Here is a 21,300-nt window from a genome sequence, read left to right on the forward strand (position 1 = left end):
CCACCCCCTCCACCCGGCCCGGCATCAGCATTCCCGATTTGCTGGTGGCGCTGGCGATTACTGCGCTGGGCATCGCGCTGTTTATCGGCAGCAACGAGATTCCCTTCGGCATCAATGCGGTGGTGGGACCACGCGTGTTTCCGCTGATCGTCAGCGTGGGTCTGACGGCGCTGGGGGCGTTGATGATCGTCAGCGTGCTGCGGGGTGACCGCGCCGAACCCGCCGCCGAGGAAGACACCGATATGGAAGCCCCGGTCAATCTGACGGCCCCCGGCATCATCCTGGGCGGCTTTCTGCTGGGCGCGGCGGTGCTGACCTCGGCGGGCTTCGTGATCGGCACGGCCATCATGTATTTCAGCGTGGCCTGGGCCTTCGGTGAACGGCGCATCGGGCTGATGGCCTTCGTGGCGCTGGCCGTGGCGCTGGTCACATATCTGGCGTTCACGCGTGGTCTGGACCTGAGCCTGCCCGCTGGCGTGCTGAAGGGGATTCTGTAATGGACTCCCTGACCTCACTGCTGGCTGGATTTGAAACCGCGCTGACCCCCCTGAACCTGCTGTGGGCGTTGGTGGGCGTCACGCTGGGGACCCTCGTGGGCGTGCTGCCCGGCATCGGCCCGGCGCTGACGGTGGCGCTGCTGCTGCCAGTGACGGCTAAACTGCCGCCCGTCAGCGCCTTCATCATGTTCGCGGGCATCTATTACGGCGGGATGTTCGGGGGGTCCACAACCTCGATCCTGCTGAACACCCCCGGCGAGTCGGCCAGTATCATCACCGCGCTGGAGGGCAACAAGATGGCCAAGAAGGGCCGGGCCGCCGCTGCCCTGGCCACCGCCGCCATCGGCTCGTTTATCGCGGGCACGATTGGTACGCTGCTGCTGACCTTCGCCGCGCCCGCCATTGCCGACATCGCCGTGCAGATCACACCCAGCGCCAAGTTCGCGCTGATCATGGTGGCCTTCGTGACCATCAGCGCCACCTTTGGCGGCAGCCCGTTGCGCGGCCTGCTGAGTCTGGCGCTGGGGCTGGCCGTCGGGCTGGTGGGCACCGATTTGCAGAGCGGACAGGCCCGCTTCACGCTGGGTCGCCCTGAACTGCTGGACGGTATCGACTTCATTACGGTGGTGATCGGGCTGTTCGCCATTGGGGAAACGCTGTACGTTGCCAGCCGCCTCCGCAAGGGCAAATCCAACGTGATTAAGCTGGAGGGCGGCGCGACCATGTCCAAGGAGGACTGGCGCAGAAGCTGGGGGCCGTGGCTGCGCGGCACGGCGCTGGGCTTTCCCTTCGGCGCGATTCCGGCAGGGGGCGCGGAGATTCCCACTTTCCTGAGCTACACGCTGGAAAAACGTCTGAGCAAGCACCCGGAGGAATTCGGCAATGGCGCTATCGAGGGTGTGGCCGGGCCGGAAGCCGCCAACAACGCCAGTGCGGCGGGCGTGCTGGTGCCGCTGCTGACGCTGGGGCTGCCCACCAGTGCCACCGCCGCCATCTTGCTGGCTGCCTTCCAGCAGTACGGGTTGCAGCCGGGGCCGCTGCTGTTCCTGACCAACGGCGATCTGGTCTGGGGACTCATCGCCAGTCTGTACATCGGCAACGTGATGCTGCTGGCGCTGAACCTGCCGCTGGCCCCGGTCTGGGCCAAACTGCTGCTGATTCCGCGCCCCTTTCTGTACGCCGGGATTCTGGTGTTCAGCACGGTGGGCGTGTATTCCCTGAACAACAGTGTCTTTGATCTGGGGCTGCTGGCCCTGTTCGGCGTCATCGGCTACGGCATGCGCCGCTTCGATTTCCCGGTCACGCCCGCAATCATCGGCGTGGTGCTGGGGCCAACCGCCGAGGCGCAGTTCCGCACCGCGTTGCAGCAGAGCAACGGCGACTTCTCCATCTTCGTGACCCAGCCCTTCACCGCCTTCCTGATGCTGTGCGCGCTGGCGGCGCTGGCCGTACCGCAGATTCTGAAGTTCCGGGCACGCCGGGCCTCCTGAGCCATCCCCTCTCCCTTCACCCAGTCCTCTTCCCAGCGGAGAGGGCTTTTTTCTGGCTTGCTATCCGAAGCCCACTTTGATGATCGGGCGGAGTGGGCAGGCTTCCTTCTGGGCAGGATTCGCTTCATCCAGGTGCAATCTCGCGACGACAGGCTGTTCTGCCCAGCATCGTGAGAGCCTCTGATCTGGCAGAGCTGCGAAACAGAGCATGGAGTCGCCAGAAATCCTTTTTTTCGGTGACGTCACTTGAAAAACTTCCCTAAAGGGTGGCTTCGCCCTCAGTCTGGCGGGGGATTGTCGTTCAGAGGTGGGACGGTGGTGTCGCTGGGGGCAATTTCTGGCAGCGGCTCAGGTTGGGCAGGAACTTCGGACCCACCTTCGGGCGGCGCGTCGGGCAAGGCTTGAGGCAGGGCTTCAGGCGGGGCCACTTCGTTCCCATCCGTCACGGGGGTGGAGGGGATGTCCTGAACATCCGGCGTGAGGGGAAGGTCCTGTGTCGGCTCGGGCGCAGGCGGCACGGACTCGGGTTGCGTCACGGTCTGCGAGGCGGGCTGAACCGTTTCCGGGGGCGTGGCCGGACGGCGGCGGAAGAAACTGCTGCCGCTGTTGCCCGTGCCATCGCGGGCGGTGGGTTCGTCGTCGGCCTGGGCGGTGCGGAAGGCCATGTCCACCTGCCGGATCACGCGGTAGGTGATTCCGCCCGGTTCCTTGAAATTCTGCGCTGGCTGACCGGCCAGTGCGCCGTCTACCGCCTGCTGCCACACCGGAGTGGGAATCTCGCCGCTGTAGGCCCAGCCGGGCAGCGCACCACCTTCCTGTTTGCCCACCCACACGGCCCCGGAGACGGTAGGGGTCACACCTGCGAACCACAGGTCCTTGATGTCGTTGGTGGTGCCGGTCTTGCCGCCCACCTGCCGCCCACCGATCTGCGCGCGGGTGGCGAGGCCGCCCTGATATTCGGTCAGGTCATTGACCACGCCCCGGATCATGTCCAGCCCCAGCCACGCGGTCTGTGGGTCCCAGACCCGTTTGGGGGTGGGGTTGGGGCGGGGGTACAGCATCTGTCCACGCGCGTCTTCCACGCTGCGGACCAGACTGGGCGCGTAGTACAGACCGCCGTTGGCGAAGGGGGCGTAGGCGGCGGCCATCTGCAACGGGCTGGCCTCCAGCGTGCCGATGCTCAGGGACAGCCCGGCATCGGGCGGCGGGGTCAGGCCCAGTTGCCTCAGCTTGGCCTCGAAATTCTGCACGCCCAGTTCCTGACCGATTCGCACGGTGGGCAGGTTGAGGCTGTGGTCCAGCGCATAACGCATGGTCACGTAGCGCCCGGTCCAGCGCCCGTCGTAATTCTGCGGCTGATACGAGGTATTCACCAGCGGCGAGTCCAGCACCGTGTCACTCTGCTTCCAGCCGGTTTCCAGCGCCAGCGTGTACAGCAGCGGCTTGATGGAACTGCCCACCTGCCGCCGCGCCTGAATGGCGTTGTCCCAGTCGCTGGGCCGCCCTCCAGTCAGTTTCTGGCCCACCAGCGCCAGCACCTCGCCGTTGGCAGGGCTGACCAGCGCAATGCCCAGGGTTGCGCCGTCGGGGAGCTTGGCGTCCAGGCTGGCCTGTTCTGCCGATTGCTGCGCGGCCACGCTCATGCCCGTCACGATCTTGCCGCCGCCGTACAGCGCCCTCCGACCAATGATCGGCAGCAATTCCTTCTCGACGGCCTGAAGGTAATACTGGGAGGCGAAGCGGCCTGTGCCCTGCGCGGCCTCCAGCGCGTTCATGTTCTGCTGCAACCGGTCCGTGTTTTCCAGCACCGCGCTTCGCAGGGTGCCGTCCGCGTTCCAGCCGATGCGCCAGCCTGCCGGATAGATCGGGGTCTTCCACGCGGCGTCAGCCTCGGCCTGGGTCACGCGCCCGTCTTCCACCATGCGGCCCAGCAGATCCTTCATCAGCGGGCGGTAGGCGGCAAACGCCTTGTAACGGCTGTTGGGCGCGGGAATCAGCGTCGTCAGGTACACGCTCTCGGCCAGATTCAGGTTGGCCGCAGATTTGCCAAAGTACGCCTGCGCCGCCGTTCCAGCCCCCACGATGTCGTCCCGCCCGCCATCTCCCCAGTAGATGATGTTGAGGTAGGCGTTGAGAATCCGGTCCTTGTCGTAATTGCGGTCCAGTTGAAAGGCCAGCACCGCCTCCTTGAACTTGCGCTCGGCGGTGCGGGCACTCTGGAGATCGGAGAGCAGCGTGTTCTTGACCACCTGCTGCGTGATGCTCGATCCGCCTTCCAGATCGTTTTGCAGCAGCCCCTTGATCAGCCCGCGCGCGATACCGATGTAATCGACGCCGTGATGCTCGTAGAAGCGGCGGTCCTCACTGGTCACGGCGGCCTTCTGCAACCACGGGCTGATCTGCCCCAGCTTCAGGAGGTTGCGGTTGGTGCCGCCCGAGCCACCCAGACTGGGCGTCAGGGTGCCGATCAGCGTGTTCTGGCGGTCATAAACGCGGGTCTGCCCGCTGACCTCCAGCACGTCCAGGTCGGTCACGCTGGGCAGATCGCGGCCCCACATCCACCACAGAACCAGCACGCCCAGCAGCGCCAGCAGCAACATGATTGCCACGAAGCGGCTCAGACCGACCAGAAATCTCACTGCGCAAACCTCATCGCCAACACTCTACCGGGGCGGGAAGGAGAACGCCGAAAGGGGCGTTACGGTCTGAGCAGGGGCCAGTCATCGCAAAGCAGTCTGATGCCAGCGCCGGGGCTGGGGCGTCCGTCATAAGGGGGAGGCGGGCGCTACCATGCACTGCACGCCCATGAGCCACCTTCCCTCCACCAGCCCACCCGCCAACCTGTTCAAACCCATCGTCAGAGGGGCCGCGCGGGCCATCGCCGACTTCGCCATGATCGAGGACGGGGACCGGGTCATGGTCTGCCTGAGCGGCGGCAATGACAGTTACACGCTGCTGGACGTGCTGCTGCACTTTCAGAGGCGTGCGCCCATCCGGTTTGGGCTGGTGGCGGTCAATCTGGATCAGGGGCAGCCGGGCTTCCCGAAACACGTCCTGCCCGAGTATCTGAGCGCTTTGGGCGTGGAGTTCAGCATTCTGGAGCGCGACACCTTCAGCACGGTTATGGAAAAAACCAAACCCGGCCAGACCACCTGTACGCTGTGCAGCCGCCTGCGCCGGGGCCACCTGTACGCGCACGCCCGCCGCCTGGGGGCCAGCAAGATTGCGCTGGGCCACCACCGCGAGGACCTGCTGGAAACGCTGTTCATGAATATGTTCTTCGGCGCACGCCTGAAAGCGATGGCCCCCCGCCTGAGCAGCGACGACGGGGAGAACGTGGTCATTCGCCCGCTGGCCTACGTGGCAGAAGCCGATATCCAGCGTTACGCCGACGCCCGCGCTTTTCCGATCATCCCGTGTACGCTGTGCGGTTCTCAGCCCAACCTCCAGCGCGTGGTGGTGGGCGAGATGCTGGCCGGGTGGGAACGGGATCATCCGGGCCGCCTGAACAACATCCTGCGCTCGCTGGGCCGCGTGACCCCCAGCCACCTGCTGGACCGCGAGTTATACGACTTCGCCGGGGCCGGTGCGGAGGGCGATACCGCCTTCGATTCGGACGAATTTGCGGAGCGGGAGTTTCTACTAGGGCTGGAGGAGCTGACGGTGGTGGATGGTTGAACAGACTGGAAGACTCACCAACTGGCCTACCTGATAATCCCCTCCCAACCTTCCCTGCGCGGGAGCAGGAACAACGAACGCCAGCCCAGGCACTTTCAAAATAGCCAATCAAACGGCCACCGAAGGCCGTCGGGCGCGCAGCGGACGGGCCACATTCAGCCTGACGGAGCAGGGCATCAGACCTGGAGGCTACCGCCCTCTCCCGCCGACAACGCCCGTAAACTCATGCCCAGTAGCCCCAGCCGACGCAGAATTTAGCCCTCAGCCGCTTCCGGCTCCCGCACCCAGCCGGGCACCTGCACCCAGACCACGAAGTGCATCACTGCGGCCAGCACCAGAAACAAGACCAGCGACAGCCATTGAGACAGCGTGGCGCAGGCCAGAAGCAACGGCACACCCGGCGCGGTGGCCGCCTGAATGGCCCCGGTCAGGGCGGCCTGCCGGGCGGGCTGCGCGGTGTTGTGCGCGGCCTTGCGGGCAAAGTGCAGCGCCCCCAGCGAAAGCAGCAGCGCCACCCCCAGCAGCAGCAACAGCGCAGACAGGGGCACCGGGGCCGGATGCGTCAGCAACAGCAGCGCCCCCAGCACGACGCCGGGCAGGGCCAGCGCCGCCAGCCCCAGCAGGTAAGCGCGGCGAGCGGCGCGGACCAGACCGTCGCGGCCAGAGCGCACGTCGCGCACGAAGGCTTCCAGCATGCGGTTCAGGTGCGGGCGGTCAGGGATTGCAGGCGGGCCGGGGTGCCGCCCACCTCCACCTCCGCACTCTCGGGAAGGTCCTTGCGGAGACGCGCCAGACCCAGGCCGCCCGCGTTCAGGCCCGCCTGCCCCACCACTTTCCCAGCGTGGGTCACGTCTGCGCCCACATCCCAGCCGTCTCCAGCCAGTTGGGCGAGGTGATAGCGGGTGGTCCCGCGCGCCTCCAGCCGGGCCATGATTTCCTGGCCCACGTAGCAGCCCTTGCGGTAGCTGATGGCGGGCAGCGGGCCACCCACGTCCAGACCGACTTCCTGCGGCAGCACGCCCAGAAAGCCGTCGCGGGCGATGTCGGGAATCCCGGCGCGGATGCGGGCGGCGTCCAGCGTATCCAGGGAGGCTTCCTCGCCCACCAGAGAAGCTAGAACTTCCGCTTCATGACGTGCCAGATAGTGCAGGTCCAGACCCGGTGTCCCCGTGCGGTTCACGCGCCCGGCCAGCACCACGCCGCCGCCCAGCTCGAAACTCTGCGCGTCGGGGCCGTCCGCATTCCAGCCGGGCACCCCATCAGCCTCCCAGACATGGACCGTGTGGAGGGTGTCGGACACGTCCTGCACCTCCACCTGATCGAAGATGATGTAGCGCTTCAAGCGGGCCATCAGCGGCGCGGCCTGTCCGGCGTCCAGATGCAGGTACACGTCGTCGGCGCGTTTATAGGCCCGCGCGAACTGTTCGATCTGGCCGCGCACGTTCAGGAAGGCGCAGGCCACCAGTCCGGGCGTCGCCGCGCCGCGCAGATCGCCGGTCATCTGCCCCTGCACAAAGTCCACGCGGTCCGCGCCCGTCACGCGCAGGCTGCTGGAAGGAAAAAGAGTCCACATGGAATTCAGGGTACGGGAATCGGGGCGGAGGGATTGGGGGAAAGAGGGTTAGAGGGGCGCAACGTCCAGAAGTCAGGGAGATAGGAGCAACACCGCCCCACAAAATGTTTCTTGAAAGGCATCTCAGTTTTGGCGGATAGCATCCGGGAGGCGTTCGCATCTCCTCCACCCACTCCGAGCTGGATCGGTCCCAGCGCAGGCGCAAAAAACCGTGTTTCACTCCAGCAGAAAAAGGTCTGAATACCTCTGCAAATATGCGCTCAACGTCCAGACTTTGCAGGCTTCAGACCACTCTGCTCATTTGCTCAGTCGCTCGCCACCGCCAGTGTCCGCGCCGTCCGGTGAAGCTGCGCGGCGCGCGTCAGATACCAGCGGCTCAGGTCCGAGGCGGCCTCGCGGATGATGGCCCCAGCCTGCGGCAGCGCGGCGCGGCGGCCCTGAAGGTTGTGGTGGACCACGGCGGTCAGGTCATCCAGATTGAGCAGGTGCGCGCCCGGCACGTCAGCGATATTCGGGTCCAGAATGCGCGGCACGCTGATATCGATAAGAAACATGGGGCGGTCCCCGCGTGCGGCCAGGGCAGCGGCCACCGCCTCACCGTTCAGCACGTAATGCGGCGCGGCGCTGGAGGCGATCACCACGTCGGCCTCGGGCAGCGCTTCGTGCAGGTATTCGGCGGCGCAGACCCGGCCCCCCAGTTTGGCGGCAAGCTGGCGGGCGCGTTCGGCGGTGCGGTTGACCACGATCACGTCCTCGATGCCAGCGGCACGCAGATGAATCAGGGTCAGCTCGGCGGTTTCGCCCGCGCCGATGATCAGGGCGGTGCGGCCCGCAAGCCCGCCCAGCGCCAGTTCCGCCAGTTCCACGGCGGCGCTGGACACGCTGACCACGCTATCGCTGAGGCCAGTCTCGGTGCGGACCCGCTTTCCGGCGGCCAGCGCCCCCTGGGCAACCTTGTTCAGCAGCGCCCCGCTCAGGCCACGCGCGTTGGCGGCCTGCCAGGCGCGTTTGACCTGACCCTGAATCTGGGTTTCGCCGATGACCAGACTGTCCAGCCCGGCGGCGACGCGGTACAGGTGGGTCACGGCTTCCTCGCCGGAGTAGCTATAAAGGTGGTCTTCCAGATCGTGGCCCCAGGCCCCCTGAAAGGCGGCCAGCGGATCGCCGGTCAGACCGGCCAGATACACCTCGGTGCGGTTGCAGGTGGCCAGCAGCATGACCTCGCGGGCGTGGCGGGACAGGTGCGAGAGCAGTGCATCTTCCTCGCCCGCCCGCACGGCGGCGCGCTCGCGGACCTCCACGGGCGCGGTGTTGTGGTTCAGGCCCACCACCACGAAATCCAGCGGATCGGGGGCGGGCAGCGGCGAACGGGCCACGAAACGCCGCGCGGTGGGGCAGGCCAGCGTCATGCCGGACCTCCCAGCACGGCCTGAATCTCGGTTTTCAGGCCCTGCATGGCGATCTCGCGGCCCGGTCCATCCAGCAGCAGGGCCTGTTCGCGCGCCGCAGTCCAGCCGTCGATCTGGGCTTCATGGGGCAGCAGGGCAGCAATCCGGCGGGTCAGCGCCTGCGCCAGCATCGGCAATTCGCGCCCGGTATTCACGGCCACCTGCACCCCCGCGCGCTGCACCGTGGCCGCGAAACGCAGGTTGCCCGATCCGGCCTCTCCAGCGTGGTTGACCAGTGCGCCGATCTGATGGGCCTCGGCCACCACGGCGTCGTTGATCTCGGGGCAGTCCGTCGCCGCCACAACCACACGCGCGCCTGCCAGATCGCCGCCACGGTAACCACGTTGCTCGGACAGAACGGGCAGGTCCAGCAACTCCCTACAGATGTCGGGCGCGATGACGGTCACGTTCAGTCCAGCGTCCAGCAGGGTCCGGCTCCGGCGCAGGGCCACAGCGCCGCCGCCGATGACCACGGCGCGTTCGCCGCTCAGGTTCAGGAAGACGGGCAACAGACTCACGGGGCGCAGCATACCCCCGGACAGGCGGGGCAGGCGTCCCAGACCGAACGGTCAGAAAGGCGGCCAGGACGCAATTCCAGCCTATCTCATACGAACTCCGATTGAAAGGTGTTAGAAACACCTGGAAATCCGAGCAGAGCGAGAAGGAGAAAAACGGGTTCCGGGCGTGGAGTGCAGGAATCGGCACTGTCCCGATTTCTGACGCGAAACAGACGGAACCTGTATCAAGCCTGCTTCCCTGATTCCTGCGAGGAAAGCTCCACAGGGTCCTGATCATCGGGATGGGCGTCGTCGTACAGAACCGAGTAATGTTCGCCCAGACCCACCAGAAAATCCATTTCCTCGCGGGTGGTCCGGGCGCTCAGCCGGGTCTCGAAGCTCAGCAGCAGGGCCGCGTAAGCCAGCGAGGCCGAGCCAGCCACCGCCAGCAGCACGGGCAGCACGCCCGACAGCCCCCCCAGCAGCGCAGCCCCTAGCAATGCAGAGCCGCCGATCAGGATGCTGGTCAGCACCAGCAGGGCCACCGCCAGATACAGCGCCGTCATGGCCCGCACCAGCAGCCGCGTTCGCCGGGCCAGACGCGGCAGTTGGCGCACGATCAGCCGTTTTTCCTCGCGGGCGCGGGGTTCCTGCTGGCCCTCCGCCGATACCAGCAGCCGAAAACGCGCGGTCTGCTGCCGCACCCGGTCCGTGGCCCGGCCCACCCGCGTGCTGGTACTCATGATCAGCGTGCCCGCCCCACTGATCAGCACGGCGGGCGTGATCATGGCGCTCAGGACGCTGAGGCTGGTGTCGGCCATGCGGGCAGGCTAGCGCCTGGGACGCGGCCCGCCTTCGCCGTTTCTGCACATTTGGGACCAGAAAGAGATTCACAGCCGTGTCTGACGGCATTTTTACCGTACCGGCACATTCGCAAAACTTACACGGACCCTGAACTTTCCCTGCACACACCGGGCGGACACTGGTCTTAAGACGGGCAAGCAGAAGGCCACCGGGCCACACCCGCCACACCCAAGGAGAACCACCATGAAAAAGAACATGCTGTCCGCCGCATTCAGCCTGAGCCTGATTCTGGCCCCCGCCGTCCTGACCACCGCTTTTGCCGCCCCCACGGCGGTGCAGGTGACCGCCAGCGACAGCAGCGGCGACCTGAGCTACCCGGCGCTGTACACCGAAAGCTCGTGGATGTCGCTGGCCGTGCCGCTGGCCGATCTGGGCGGCAGCGTCCCCGGTGACCTGAGCCTGGATGCCGGAACGCTGCCCGCCGGAACCACCATCACGCTGGACGGCGTGACCCAGACTGGCGACACGGCCCTGCTGCACGTCACGGTCAGCCGCGCGGACACCGGCGTCAGCATCGATCAGATTGCCACCATCAACGTGATGTCCGGCGGTCAGACCGTGGCCACCCTGAGCATCCCGGTGATCGGCGCGGCCAGCAGCGATTGAACGGCCAGTAAGGAACGTATTAAAAGAATGGCTCCCGGCTCCTCTCCCTCACGGGCGGGGAGTTTTCTATTGGTGGGCAGTAAAGCGAAGCCCGCCGTCCTCAGATTCTCTAGACCTCTCCCGTCCGCGCCCGGCGTTTCTGAAAGGCCCCGGTCAGCAACTCCGTGACGTACTCGCGGGTAAAGGGCATGCCACTGGCCTCGGCGGCGCTGATTTCCTCGTCGCGGTTGTAGGTCAGGCGGACATAGCTGGCGCTGTAGCCGGGGCCGGACTCGTCGAATTCCAGGATCAGGTAGCAAGGCAGCGTGCTGTCCAGCGGGTTGCCCACGCTGCCGCAGTTGATCAGCGGGCGGCCCTCCACGTCCAGCAGCAGGGCCTCGTGCATGTCGGCATACACAAGCGCGTCGGCGTACTGGGTCAGCCCCAACTGCGGGTTGGGCGCAAACGCCTCGATCTGGTCCGAGAGGCTGCTGTGCGGGTACAGGCGGTGAAACAGGCCCCGGCTGCTGGCATGGACAAAGCGCCACCACGCGCCGCCGAACTGTTCCTCGATGCCGTAGGGTAGCGCCTCCAGGTACGTGAGTTGATCAGGGGTCAGCTTGCTGCGCGGCCACAGGTCCTGCGGGCGGTGGCTGGCCCCGGCGACGCGGGCATCCCAGTTGCCCTGGATCACGCGGCTGGCGTATTCCTGGGTCCAGTCCAGCACCTCACGGGGGCGCGGGCCTTTGCCCACCACGTCGCCCAGCACCCAGAACTCGGTAATCCCGCGCCGCGCCGCGTCCTGATGCACCGCGAGCGTGGCCGCCAGATTGGCGTGCAGGTCCGCGAGAATGGCGAGGCGTTTCATGCCCGGAAGTCTAGACCACTGCGGCTGACCGCTTTGGCACAGAGCGTAAGGAGGTCTTTAGGTGGCGGGAGCGCGGGGTGCCGCCCGCCCTTCTAGCCCAGGGCTACCGCAAAGTCCCCAATCCGGTTCTGGAATCGCCATGCCCGCTTGACCCCTCCGGCGCTACGCGCCACCTCCCCTTAGAAGGGAGGCAAGGAGATTCCTGCGCTGGACGATCTTTCAGGCCCCCTGGCTCCCTTTTGAGGGGAGCTGGCTGCGGAGCAGACTGAGGGGTTTACCTTGCAGCTTGCCGCATATTCCGCCCCGCCTCCTGACTTTGCGGTAGCCCGCCCATTTACCCCAGTTCGTGGTACTGGCTGCGGAAATACAGCAGCGGATCGTCGTCGGTATAGCGGCTGTACTCCACATAACCCAGGTACAGGGTGTGGTCTCCGGCCTCGATCACCTGATGCTTGCGGCAGACCAGTTGCGCCACGCTGCCGCCGATCAGCGGCAGGCCCTCGTGGGCAAACCACGGCACGGCTTCCTCGGGGCCGGGGCGTCCGGCGAAGTGGTCACTCAGGTGCTTTTGCGTGCTGCTCAGGACGTTGACGCCGAAGTGGGTCACGCTTTCCTGAGAGAGCAGGGCGTACATGTGGGCGCGGTGGTCCACGCTGACCAGAATCAGCGGCGGCGTCAGGCTGACCGAGACGAAGGCGCTGGCGGTCATGCCCCGGCGGGTTTCGCCGTCTGTGGCGGTGATCACGGTCACGCCGCTGGCGAAGCGTCCCAGCGTCTCGCGGAATTCCAGGGGCGTGACGCCCGCCTGCGCGCCGGAAGTTGAATCGGTGGAGGTCATAGGATGAGTTTACCTGTCCATGAGAGGGCCTATACGTGGAATGGTGTTCAGGGTCTGGCGGCGGGTGCCAGGATCGCCGGGGTCACGGGCACAGCCGTCGTCGTCACGGGCTTCAGATCACGCACCGTCAGATCGGGCAGGCGCACGATGCCGCGTTCGGGCACGGTATCCACCCAGCGCTGGCCGCTGACGCGAACCTCGGTCTTGCCGGGAGGCAGCGCCGCGAAACCGTAGTAGCCGCTGCCGTCGGTCAGCGAGTAGGCCAGCACCTGACCATTTTGCAGGGCCTCCACGACACGGAATCCAGGAACGGGCGTGCCGGTGATGCGGCCCATCAGCCCGCGCGAGGTGGGCGGTTTTTCCTTCCACGGGGCGGGCGAGGAAAGGGCCGCGCCGGGAGCCGTCAGCAGTTTCTGAATGGTGTTCAGGCCCTGCGCGGTGGTTTCCTTTGCGCCGTACACGTCCAGCGTGGGGGTGCGGTAGGAGTAGCCCACCCAGCCCAGGCCCGCGCCCACGCTGCGCCCCGCCTGATCGGCGGTCACGGGCGCGCCGTTCAGGTACATGGCGGTCCCGGCGGCCACGCCCGCATTCAGGCCGTCGGGCCGCGCCCGCACGCTGCCCGCAAAGGCGTTCCAGCCGTCGAACCACTGCCCCTGCTCGCCCACCGCGTCGCGCTTGTAGTTCATCAGGACGTTCAGGTCCAGCAGCCCGCTCTGCATCCAGGTGGGCCAGTCCTGAAGCACGTCGCTGTAGGTGCGGGTGCGGCGGAAGGCTGGCATGTCGCCGGGCGCGGGCGGCTGGCTGTAGGTGATGGTGGCCGCCGTGATCCAGGCGTCCGGGCGCAGGGATTTGATCTCCAGCGCGATGCGGCGCACCACATTGGTCACCTGCTGGCGCTTCCAGTCCTGCCACACCGGATCACTGACGGCGGGCGTGCCGGTGCGGCCTGTCTCGGCACGGTAACGGGACAGGACCTTGGGATCGTAACCCCACACGTCGCCGTCCGGGTAGCGGATGCGGTCCAGTTGCACGCCATCTACGCCGTAATTCTTGACCAGACTTACCACGCCCTGAATGGCGTACTCGGCAGCCTCGGGGATGCCCAGGTCCAGCCAGCCGTCGTTGCCCTCCTGCCAGGTGCCGTCGGGGCGGCGGGCCATCCACGACGCCGCGCCGGAGTTGGGGCCATGCGTGCGCGAGATGTGCGCGGGGTTGGTGTTGGGTGCAGCCGCGTTGGCGATGCCCGTCACCGCCACCCAGGCGATCACCCGCATGCCGCGCGCGTGGGCCAGCCGCACCGTGAGACCCAGCGGGTCCAGCCCCTTTTCCAGATCGGCGTCCGTCGCCCTGGGCACGCTGGCCTTGAGGCACAGGCAGTCGGCGCGGCGAATGGCCTGCACGAACAGCGTATTGACGCCCATGCGCGCGGCGTCGTCCACCATCTGCGTGACCTGCGCCCGCGTCTTCAGGCCCGGCCCGAAGGCGTCCACCCACAGGCCCCGAACACCGCTGCCGACGGGCGGGCTGGGCGGAGGTTTGACAGGCAAAGGCTTGACGGGCGTGGGCAGGGGTAGAACGGGCTGAACGGGCGTGGGCTGTTCCACAACGGGCGTCACGGGAATTCCCGGTGCTGGCAGGGCTGGTGCAGGCACCACTGGGGCTGGCGGCTCTGGCGCGGGTTGCACAGGTTCGGCGGGCGGGGCCGGGATAGGCGTCGGCAGCAGCTCTGGCACGGGAGTTGGCACCGGGTCTGTTGGGGGGGCGGTGATCGGCACAGCGGGAAGATCACTGTCCTGCGCGCCGCCCGGACCACCCAGACCCGTTCCCAGGATGAGCGTGAGGGTCAGCAGCGCCGCGCGGCGGGAAAATGTTGGCGTCATGATGTCGCCTTGCAGGCTAGCGCAGGTGGGCGTGGGGGACGTGAAGACGGCTCCTCGCCTGCACCACACGGGAGGAAACGCGGCTTTAGCCTGGCCTCGAAAATATGTTAATCTCGCTGGCGCACCAACCATCCCCAGGAGGTTTTACATGAAGAAAATTGCACTGATGGCCCTGATCGGCACCCTCGCCCTCGCGTCCTGCGGCAAGAACACTGCCCCCGAAGTGACCGGTACCAGCAAGACCATCGCTTTCAAGGCCATGCTGCCCAACGACGTGGCCTACAAGGGATCGGCAGGCACCGCCAAGTACATCGATTTGAGCAGCGGCGACCGCGCCACCACCCTGACGGCCACCGGCCTGAAGGCCAACACCAAGTACCTGGCCCACTACCACCTGATGGGCACCGCCAGCACGACCGACGCCTGCGCCTCGAACGGCAGCGTCCTCAACGGCATGATCGGTGACGCCCTGACGAGCGACGCCAGCGGCGCACTGACCCTCAAGGGTCTCCAGAACATCGCGGCCCTCAACGGCGCGGCGTACATCAACATCCACGAGGCCGCCGCCCTGAGCGTCGTGCCCCTGTGCGCCCCTCTGAAGTAATTGCAGCAGAGGACTAATAGGAAGGAGCCGTCAGATTCGACGGCTCCTTTTTTTATGGCGGACTGGGCCGCAGATGAAGCCGCCAGTCTCTCCATGACGAACCTGAAAAACCGCATTCGAGCGATCTGACGACGGCTTCTCGCCCCGGTCCATCCCCAGCCCACGTCGCCGTGTCAGCTTTCTCACATCTTCCCCTTATTCTGCCGGGCATGAATTCCCGCGCCGCCCTGCTGCTCTCCCTTTCCCTGCTGTTCGGCGTGGCCGGGGCCTACACCGTCAAGAAGGGCGACACCCTGTATTCGATTGCGCGGGCCAACAACACCAGCGTCAGCTCCATCGTCCGCCTGAACAGCCTGAAGGGCACCACACTGGAAATCGGGCAGGAGTTGCGGATCCCCGGCGTGGCCCCCACCCCCAGCACATCCAACCCCAGCACCCCGGCGTCCACGGTCCCGGCCACCAGCAAGACTGTCCTGCCTGCGCCGCTGCCCGCCGAGCAGCTCACGCCCACCGCGCCTACCTCCAGCATCTCTGGCGTGACCGTGCGCGTGCCGCAGAGCCTGCGGATGGGCGAGGCGTTCACCGTGCAACTGTCCGGGGCGCGGGCGGCCCAGGCCACCGTGCGTTTTCCCAGCGAGGTGGGCGAGGACGTGCGGATGCCCAACGAGGTCCTCAAACCCATTGGCGCGGCGGGCGAGTACGTCGTGCTGGGCCGCGTGGTGCTGGGTAAGACGACCCCCGTGGTCTATGAAGTCAACCTAGGCGGCGAGTTGATCCGGGGGCGCATTGCGGTGGTGGGCCTGGACCAGCCGATCCAGCACCTGAACCTGCCCGCGCGCATCAGCGGCGTGTTGCAGGACCCCGGCAAGGCCGCCGAGGACGCCGCCGTGAATAAAGCGTACATGCTACGGACCCCCCAGGTCTGGACTAAACCTTTTGCCCCCGCACTGGCCAAGGCCAAGGCCACCAGCAGCAGCTTCGGCCAGCCGCGCACCTACGTGGCAGGGGGCGAGGTGGCCTACCACTTCGGCACCGATTACCCGGCCCCGGTGGGCACCCCCGTGCTGGCGGTCAACGACGGCAAGGTCATCCTGGCGGGCAAATACCCGGTGCGCGGCGGTCTGGTCCTGATCGACCACGGCGCGGGCGTGACCAGCCTGTATTTCCACCAGAGCAAGATCGTGGTCAAGGCTGGGCAGACCGTCAAGCGCGGCCAGAAACTGGGCGAGGTGGGCACCACCGGCCTCAGCGCCGGGCCGCACCTGCACCTGGAAATGCGGGTGCGCGGCGAGGGGACCAATCCGGCGGGCTGGGTGGACCGCCTGTGGCCGCAATAAGTTGTGGGCTGCGGAATGTGGGCTGTGGGAAAAGATGAACTGCTACGCTGATTTCCATGTCTGAACCCTCCACCCGCCCCATTCCCACGCTGGATGAGTTGAACCGTCAAGGTGAGGGCAAACTGCCCGGCCTGATCGGCATCCGCTTCACACACGCCGAGCGCGGGCTGATCCGCTCCGAATTGACGCTGCGTTCCGAACTGCTGGCCCCCAACGGCTTTCTGCACGCCGCGAGTGTGGTGGCACTGGCCGATACCAGTTGCGGTTACGGCACGCGCCTGCTGCTGCCGGAGGGGGCCACCGGATTTACCACCATCGAACTCAAAAGCAACCACCTGGGCACGGCGCGCGAGGGCACGATTACCTGCGAGGCCCGCAGTGTCCACGCCGGGCGCACCACCCAGGTCTGGGACGCCGAGGTGCGCGGCCCGCAGGGCAAGATCATGGCGCTGTTCCGCTGCACGCAGGCGGTGCTGTATGCGAAATAGGCGGGATGTGGTGGCAGCCCTTGGCCCCATATGGTCCACACGCTGAGATGCCCACCGCAGCCCAGTTCCTGAAACACCCGGACCCCCTGACCCGCGAAGTCGCGCAGGGCTACGCGGAAGGCGGATTTCTGATGGACAACGGCGACGGCGTGCAGTGGTACAGCGTGCCGGGCCGCGCGCTGGTGCCGCTGACGGAAGAGGCGGGCCTGCATGTCGCCCGCCGATTGCGCCGGGAGTTGCCGCGTTTCGAGGTCCGCGTGGATACTGCGTTCGATGACGTGCTGGAAGGCTGCCGGGGCCACCTGGCAGGAACGCCGGAGCGGGACGGCGAGTGGATCAGCCCGGAGCTGACGGACCTGTACGGACATTTGCATGAAACCGGGCTGGCCCATTCCTTCGAGGTCTGGCAGGGCGGCAAGCTCGCCGGGGGCATCCTGGGCCTCGCGCTGGGCGGTGCGTTCATTGCCGAGAGCAAGTTTCATCGGGTCACCAACGCCAGCAAGGTGGCCGTGATTCGTCTGGCCGGGTATGTGCGGGCCAGAGGTTTCATTCTGCTGGACGCGCAGATTCAGAATCCGCATCTGGAAACGCTGGGGGTCTACGAGGTGAGTGACGAAGAATATGCGCCTTTGCTGGCGGCGGCCCTGAAGGTGAATGCCTCGCTCTAGAGGACCGCTGCACCTTCCTGTCATTCTCAACGGGCTAGATATAAATGCCCCCGCCCGGCCCGCGCGGCTTACCCTGCGGGCATGAGCGCCCCTGCCTCCGCCCCGACTGACCATAATCCACAAGCGCAAGTGCTGCGCGTGCTGATCTGCGACGAGATGAACCCCGGCAATCTGGACCACGACGGCTTTCAGATCGACTACGAGGGCAACATGGAGCGCGCCGAGACGCTGCGCCGCCTGCCCGAATACGACGCGCTGATCACCCGCAGCCGCACCAAGGTGGACCGCGAACTGATCGACGCCGCCGGGCCGCGCCTCAAGGTGATCGGGCGCGGGGGCGTGGGTGTGGACAACATTGATCTGGACTACGCCAGCCTGCGCGGGTTGCTGGTGCTGAACGCGCCCGAGAGCAACAACGTGTCGGCGGCGGAACTGGCCGTGATGCACCTGATGGCGGCGGCGCGTGGCCTGACCCGCTCGGACCGCAAGACCCGCGCGGGCGAGTGGGACCGCAAATTCCTGGGCCTGGAGCTGAAGGACCGCACGCTGGGCATCGTCGGCCTGGGCCGCATCGGCAGCATGGTGGCGGACCGCGCGCAGGGCCTGCGGATGAACGTGGTGGCCTACGATCCCTACGTCCCCGAGAGCAAATTCGAGCGGCTGGGCGTGACCCGCGCTGCGTCGCTGGACGAGCTGCTGGCCCAGGTGGAATTTCTGACCGTCCACACCCCGCTGACCGAGGAAACCACAGGCATGGTGGGCGCACGCGAACTGGCGCTGATGAAACCCGATTCCATCGTGGTCAACGCGGCGCGCGGCGGCATCATCGAGGAACAGGCGCTGGTGGACGCCCTGCACAGCGGGCATCTGTTCGGGGCCGGGGTGGACGTGTTCGTGGACGAGCCGCCCACCGCCGAACACATTTTCCTGGGTGCGCCTAATCTGAGCATCACCGCCCATCTGGGCGCAAACACCCGTGAGGCACAGGAGCGCGTGGGCGCGGAGATCGTCTCGCGCGTGCTGGCCGCCCTGCACGGCGACGTGAGCAAGGGCGCGGTGAACGCCCCGGCGCTGGACCCCAAGACGCTGGAGGCGCTGGGCGGCTATCTGGACCTGGGCGAGAAACTGGGCCGCATTCAGGCGCAGCTTTTACCCGGCGCGTATGACATCGAAGTGACCTTCCGGGGCGAGTTCCCGGTGGACCCGGCCCCGGTGGTGTCCAGCGTGCTGGTGGGCTACCTGTCAGGCAGCACCGACGAGCGGCCCAACATGATCAACGCCCGCGCGCTGGCCAAGGAACGCGGCCTGAATCTGGCCGTGCGCGAGCAGACCGACAGCCCGGATTACCAGACGGAAGTGATCGTGAAGGTCAGCACCCAGGGACCAGACAAGGCCCGCACCCGCACGGTGGGCGGCACGGTCTTTGGCCGCAGCCCGCGCCTGACCCGCCTGCGCGACTACCGCGTGGAACTGGAGCCGGAGGGCTACATTCTGATCGCCAGCAACCAGGACAAGCCGGGAGCGGTGGCGCAACTCAGCACGCTGCTGGGCACCTGGGACGTGAACATTGCAGGCATGGCGCTGGGGCGCGCACAACGCGGTGGGGAGGCGCTGTTCACGTTGACGCTGGACGAGAGCCTGAGCAGCGAGCAGTTGCGTGCCATCCGCGATCTGGACGTGATCGACAGCGCCTATCTGGTGAAGGTGTAGGCATCTGGAGCAGGGCCGTTTTCCCCAACCAGACGACGGCCCGCCCAGTGACTCATCACCCATCTACCGCTTCGCGTCTCTGTGTTGTGTCATCAACTTGATGTAACGCTCCCGCATTGGAACGCTCTGCCTGCCCTCTATTCTGCAAGGAATGAGGTTGAGGGGCAGGGCGAGCAGCGAACCCGCTCCCTGCTCCCAATCCGCTAGTCCAGGCGGTGGCCGCGCTGGTACTGCGGCACCAGTTCCACCTCCACATCCAGACGTTTCGCGGCGAACTGGGACCAGTGGGGATCACCCAGGAAAGGGCGGGCCAGCGCGATCAGATCGGCGTCGCCGTTTTGCAGGATGCGCTCGGCCTGTTCCGGCGATTCGATCATGCCCACAGCCATCACGTCCAGATTGGACACGGCCCCCTTGACGGCGGAGGCGAAGGGCACCTGATAGCCCGGTTCAGGGGTGATCTGCTGCGCGGTGGTCAGGCCGCCACTGCTGACGTCCAGCACGTCCACGCCATGCCGGTGGAGCAGGCCCGCCAGTTTCACGGTCTGCTCTAAGGTCCAGCCGCCCTCGGCCCAGTCGGTGGCGCTCAGGCGCACGAACAGCGGCTTGTGCATCGGCCAGCCGCCGCGCACGGCCCGCACCACGTCCATCACGAAGCGCGTGCGGTTCTCGAAAGAGCCGCCGTAATCGTCGGTGCGCGAGTTGGACAGCGGTGACAGGAACTGGTGCAGCAGATAGCCGTGCGCGGCGTGGACCTCCACGGCGTCGAAGCCCGCCATTTCCGCACGCTGGGCGGCGGCCACGAAATCCTGGGTCACGCGCTCGATGTCGGCCACCGTCATGGCCCGTGGCGTGGGAAAGACCGGCGCGAAGGACTGGGTGTCCGGCCCGATCACCTCCCAGCCGCCGTACTCGTGCGGCACCGCGCCCTTGCCGCGCCACGGGGCATAGGTGCTGGCCTTGCGCCCCGCGTGCGCCAGTTGAATCCCCACCAGACTGCCGTGCGCGTGGATAAAGTCGGTCACGCGGCCCAGCGGCACGATGTGATCGTCGGACCACAACCCCAGGTCCTCGGGGCTGATCCGGCCTTCCGGCGAAACGGCGGCAGCCTCAGTGAAGATCAGGCCCGCCCCGGCCAGCGCAAACTGACCCAGGTGAACCAGATGAAAATCGTTGGCCAGACCGTCATGCGCGCTGTACATGCACATGGGCGAGACGACGATGCGGTTGGGCAGCGTAAGACGCTGAAGCTTGAGCGGCTGGAACAGCCTGGGGGCGTTGTCGGGCATGCGGCCAATCTAGAGCGGGGGCGTGTGGTGCGCCAGATGGCCGATGCTTAGCCTCTGCCCATGCTTTACGGTGGTAGGAATGCAGATTCATACAGACTCCGATTGAAAGGTGTTGAAAACACCTGAAAATCCGAACGAAGTGAGCAGGAGAAAAACGGGTTCCGGGCATGGAGTGCAGGAATCGGCGCTGTCCCAATTTCTACACGAAATAGACGGAATCCGTGTCAGACCACGCTGGAAGGAATCACGCCCGCCGCTCTGACTGGCTTTTTCGAGGGCTGGCCCAACCCGCCGACGCCGGAAACGCTGTGGCGAATGCTGTCCGGCTCGTCCTACATGGCGGTGGCGGTGGAAGACGGACAGGTGACCGGATTCGTGCAGGCCATCAGCGACGGCGTGCTGAGCGCCTACATTCCGCTGCTGGAGGTCCGGGCGCAGTGGCGCGGGCAGGGCATCGCATCGCGCCTGATGGAGAACCTGCTGGCGCAACTGGACGGCCTGTACATGATCGACACTGCCTGCGACGACGATCTGGTGCCCTTTTATACGGATTCCGTTTGTTTCGTGTAGAAATCGGGACAGCGCCGATTCCTACACTCCACGTCCGGCATCCGTTTTTCTCCTTCTCGCTCCGCTCGGTAGAAGGCTGGAATCATGACCGACATGCCTGACATGAGGGGCGTCCGGGGCGTATCCCCGGACGTATGCAATCACCCTCACTCGACAGTTTCCGCTGCCTTAACCCCGCCTGTCCAGCCGCTGGACAGTCAGGTCTCGGGAATATTCGTCACCGCAAGTGGTACAACACGCGCTCGGGGCCACGCCGGTTGCTCCGCTGCTCGACCTGCACCCGGGAATTTAGTGAACTCAAAGGCACTGCCCTGTGGAACGTGAAACTCCCCTGGGAGCGGGTGGAGAGCATCGTGGAGCACGTGACGCGCGGGAACAGCTTCAAGCAGACCGCTGAACTCACCCACACTCACCGC

At 66.3% G+C, this 21,300-nt stretch carries 20 protein-coding genes and 1 pseudogene; 11 read left to right on the plus strand and 10 right to left on the minus strand.

The genetic code is table 11. The features are described from left to right. On the plus strand, nt 1–497 hold a 497-nt coding region (locus BOO71_RS13100; protein ID WP_254843150.1), incomplete at its 5' end, for a tripartite tricarboxylate transporter TctB family protein. After that, a complete protein-coding gene (locus BOO71_RS13105; protein ID WP_075833077.1) occupies nt 497–1,987 on the plus strand; it encodes a tripartite tricarboxylate transporter permease in 1,491 nt (496 codons plus the stop codon). The genes BOO71_RS13100 and BOO71_RS13105, both read left to right, overlap by 1 nt. Before the next feature lie 278 nt (nt 1,988–2,265). On the opposite strand, the gene BOO71_RS13110 is transcribed toward BOO71_RS13105, so the two are convergent. Further along, on the minus strand, nt 2,266–4,626 hold the full coding sequence (locus BOO71_RS13110; protein ID WP_083653408.1) for a transglycosylase domain-containing protein: 2,361 nt from the start codon (nt 4,624–4,626) through the stop codon (nt 2,266–2,268). Between the two features lie 166 nt (nt 4,627–4,792). Here BOO71_RS13110 and ttcA point away from each other — a divergent pair, with 166 nt between their 5' ends. After that, nucleotides 4,793–5,665, plus strand: coding sequence for a tRNA 2-thiocytidine(32) synthetase TtcA (gene ttcA / locus BOO71_RS13115; RefSeq protein ID WP_075833079.1), 873 nt, complete (start codon nt 4,793–4,795; stop codon nt 5,663–5,665). Between the two features lie 254 nt (nt 5,666–5,919). On the opposite strand, the gene BOO71_RS13120 is transcribed toward ttcA, so the two are convergent. The 5 genes from BOO71_RS13120 to BOO71_RS13140 all read right to left on the minus strand — a co-directional run bounded on the left by BOO71_RS13120 (nt 5,920) and on the right by BOO71_RS13140 (nt 10,004). Beyond that, a complete protein-coding gene (locus BOO71_RS13120) occupies nt 5,920–6,360 on the minus strand; it encodes a hypothetical protein (protein ID WP_075833081.1) in 441 nt (146 codons plus the stop codon). Between the two features lie 5 nt (nt 6,361–6,365). Then, nucleotides 6,366–7,238 carry a CAF17-like 4Fe-4S cluster assembly/insertion protein YgfZ gene (ygfZ, locus tag BOO71_RS13125; RefSeq protein WP_075833083.1) on the minus strand — a complete coding sequence of 291 codons (873 nt, stop codon included), beginning with the start codon at nt 7,236–7,238 and terminating at the stop codon, nt 6,366–6,368. A 305-nt stretch (nt 7,239–7,543) separates the two neighbouring features. Further along, nucleotides 7,544–8,647, minus strand: a complete 1,104-nt coding sequence (gene hemA / locus BOO71_RS13130; RefSeq protein WP_075833085.1) for a glutamyl-tRNA reductase — start codon at nt 8,645–8,647, stop codon at nt 7,544–7,546. Beyond that, nucleotides 8,644–9,204 (minus strand): precorrin-2 dehydrogenase/sirohydrochlorin ferrochelatase family protein, encoded by a 561-nt coding sequence (locus BOO71_RS13135; protein WP_254843151.1) that lies wholly within the window; start codon nt 9,202–9,204, stop codon nt 8,644–8,646. Before BOO71_RS13135 ends, hemA begins: the two co-directional genes overlap by 4 nt. Nucleotides 9,205–9,428: 224 nt before the next feature. After that, nucleotides 9,429–10,004: a DUF2721 domain-containing protein gene (locus tag BOO71_RS13140; protein WP_075833089.1), complete on the minus strand. Its 576-nt coding sequence runs from the start codon at nt 10,002–10,004 to the stop codon at nt 9,429–9,431. A gap of 226 nt (nt 10,005–10,230) precedes the next feature. Here BOO71_RS13140 and BOO71_RS13145 point away from each other — a divergent pair, with 226 nt between their 5' ends. Continuing rightward, a complete protein-coding gene (locus BOO71_RS13145; RefSeq protein ID WP_075833091.1) occupies nt 10,231–10,653 on the plus strand; it encodes a hypothetical protein in 423 nt (140 codons plus the stop codon). A 109-nt stretch (nt 10,654–10,762) separates the two neighbouring features. Here the strand turns inward: BOO71_RS13145 and BOO71_RS13150 are convergent, their stop codons facing one another. From BOO71_RS13150 to BOO71_RS13160, 3 genes are all read right to left on the minus strand, one after another. Beyond that, nucleotides 10,763–11,500: a metallophosphoesterase family protein gene (locus BOO71_RS13150; RefSeq protein WP_075833093.1), complete on the minus strand. Its 738-nt coding sequence runs from the start codon at nt 11,498–11,500 to the stop codon at nt 10,763–10,765. A 334-nt stretch (nt 11,501–11,834) separates the two neighbouring features. Further along, on the minus strand, nt 11,835–12,338 hold the full coding sequence (locus tag BOO71_RS13155) for a flavin reductase family protein (RefSeq protein WP_075833095.1): 504 nt from the start codon (nt 12,336–12,338) through the stop codon (nt 11,835–11,837). A gap of 47 nt (nt 12,339–12,385) precedes the next feature. Further along, the gene (locus BOO71_RS13160; RefSeq protein ID WP_083653409.1) at nt 12,386–14,218 is read right to left on the minus strand and encodes a glycoside hydrolase family 10 protein; all 1,833 of its coding nucleotides are present in this window, start codon (nt 14,216–14,218) and stop codon (nt 12,386–12,388) included. Nucleotides 14,219–14,366: 148 nt separating this feature from the next. Here BOO71_RS13160 and BOO71_RS13165 point away from each other — a divergent pair, with 148 nt between their 5' ends. The 5 genes from BOO71_RS13165 (at nt 14,367) to serA (ending at nt 19,025) form a co-directional block, all read left to right on the plus strand. Beyond that, complete coding sequence (locus tag BOO71_RS13165) at nt 14,367–14,822, plus strand: hypothetical protein (protein ID WP_075833098.1); 456 nt, start codon at nt 14,367–14,369, stop codon at nt 14,820–14,822. Between the two features lie 209 nt (nt 14,823–15,031). After that, entirely contained in the window at nt 15,032–16,159 is a 1,128-nt protein-coding gene (locus BOO71_RS13170; protein ID WP_075833100.1) for a LysM peptidoglycan-binding domain-containing M23 family metallopeptidase, read from the plus strand. 56 nt (nt 16,160–16,215) lie between these two features. Continuing rightward, nucleotides 16,216–16,647, plus strand: a complete 432-nt coding sequence (locus tag BOO71_RS13175) for a PaaI family thioesterase (RefSeq protein ID WP_075833102.1) — start codon at nt 16,216–16,218, stop codon at nt 16,645–16,647. 47 nt (nt 16,648–16,694) lie between these two features. Beyond that, a complete protein-coding gene (gene aat, locus BOO71_RS13180; RefSeq protein ID WP_075833104.1) occupies nt 16,695–17,315 on the plus strand; it encodes a leucyl/phenylalanyl-tRNA--protein transferase in 621 nt (206 codons plus the stop codon). An 81-nt stretch (nt 17,316–17,396) separates the two neighbouring features. Next, entirely contained in the window at nt 17,397–19,025 is a 1,629-nt protein-coding gene (gene serA, locus BOO71_RS13185; RefSeq protein WP_075833106.1) for a phosphoglycerate dehydrogenase, read from the plus strand. Nucleotides 19,026–19,228: 203 nt separating this feature from the next. Here serA and BOO71_RS13190 read toward each other — a convergent pair whose 3' ends face one another. Further along, nucleotides 19,229–20,314, minus strand: a complete 1,086-nt coding sequence (locus tag BOO71_RS13190) for an NADH:flavin oxidoreductase/NADH oxidase (RefSeq protein ID WP_075833108.1) — start codon at nt 20,312–20,314, stop codon at nt 19,229–19,231. Between the two features lie 258 nt (nt 20,315–20,572). Between BOO71_RS13190 and BOO71_RS13195 the strand changes: the two genes are divergently transcribed. Both BOO71_RS13195 and BOO71_RS29305 read left to right on the plus strand, forming a co-directional pair. Next, nucleotides 20,573–20,884 carry a GNAT family N-acetyltransferase gene (locus tag BOO71_RS13195; protein WP_303046725.1) on the plus strand — a complete coding sequence of 104 codons (312 nt, stop codon included), beginning with the start codon at nt 20,573–20,575 and terminating at the stop codon, nt 20,882–20,884. 134 nt (nt 20,885–21,018) lie between these two features. Then, nucleotides 21,019–21,300: pseudogene (locus BOO71_RS29305) on the plus strand (IS1 family transposase); the annotation flags it as partial.

It is taken from the genome of Deinococcus marmoris (assembly GCF_001949125.1).
GTDB classification, from domain to species: domain Bacteria; phylum Deinococcota; class Deinococci; order Deinococcales; family Deinococcaceae; genus Deinococcus; species Deinococcus marmoris_A.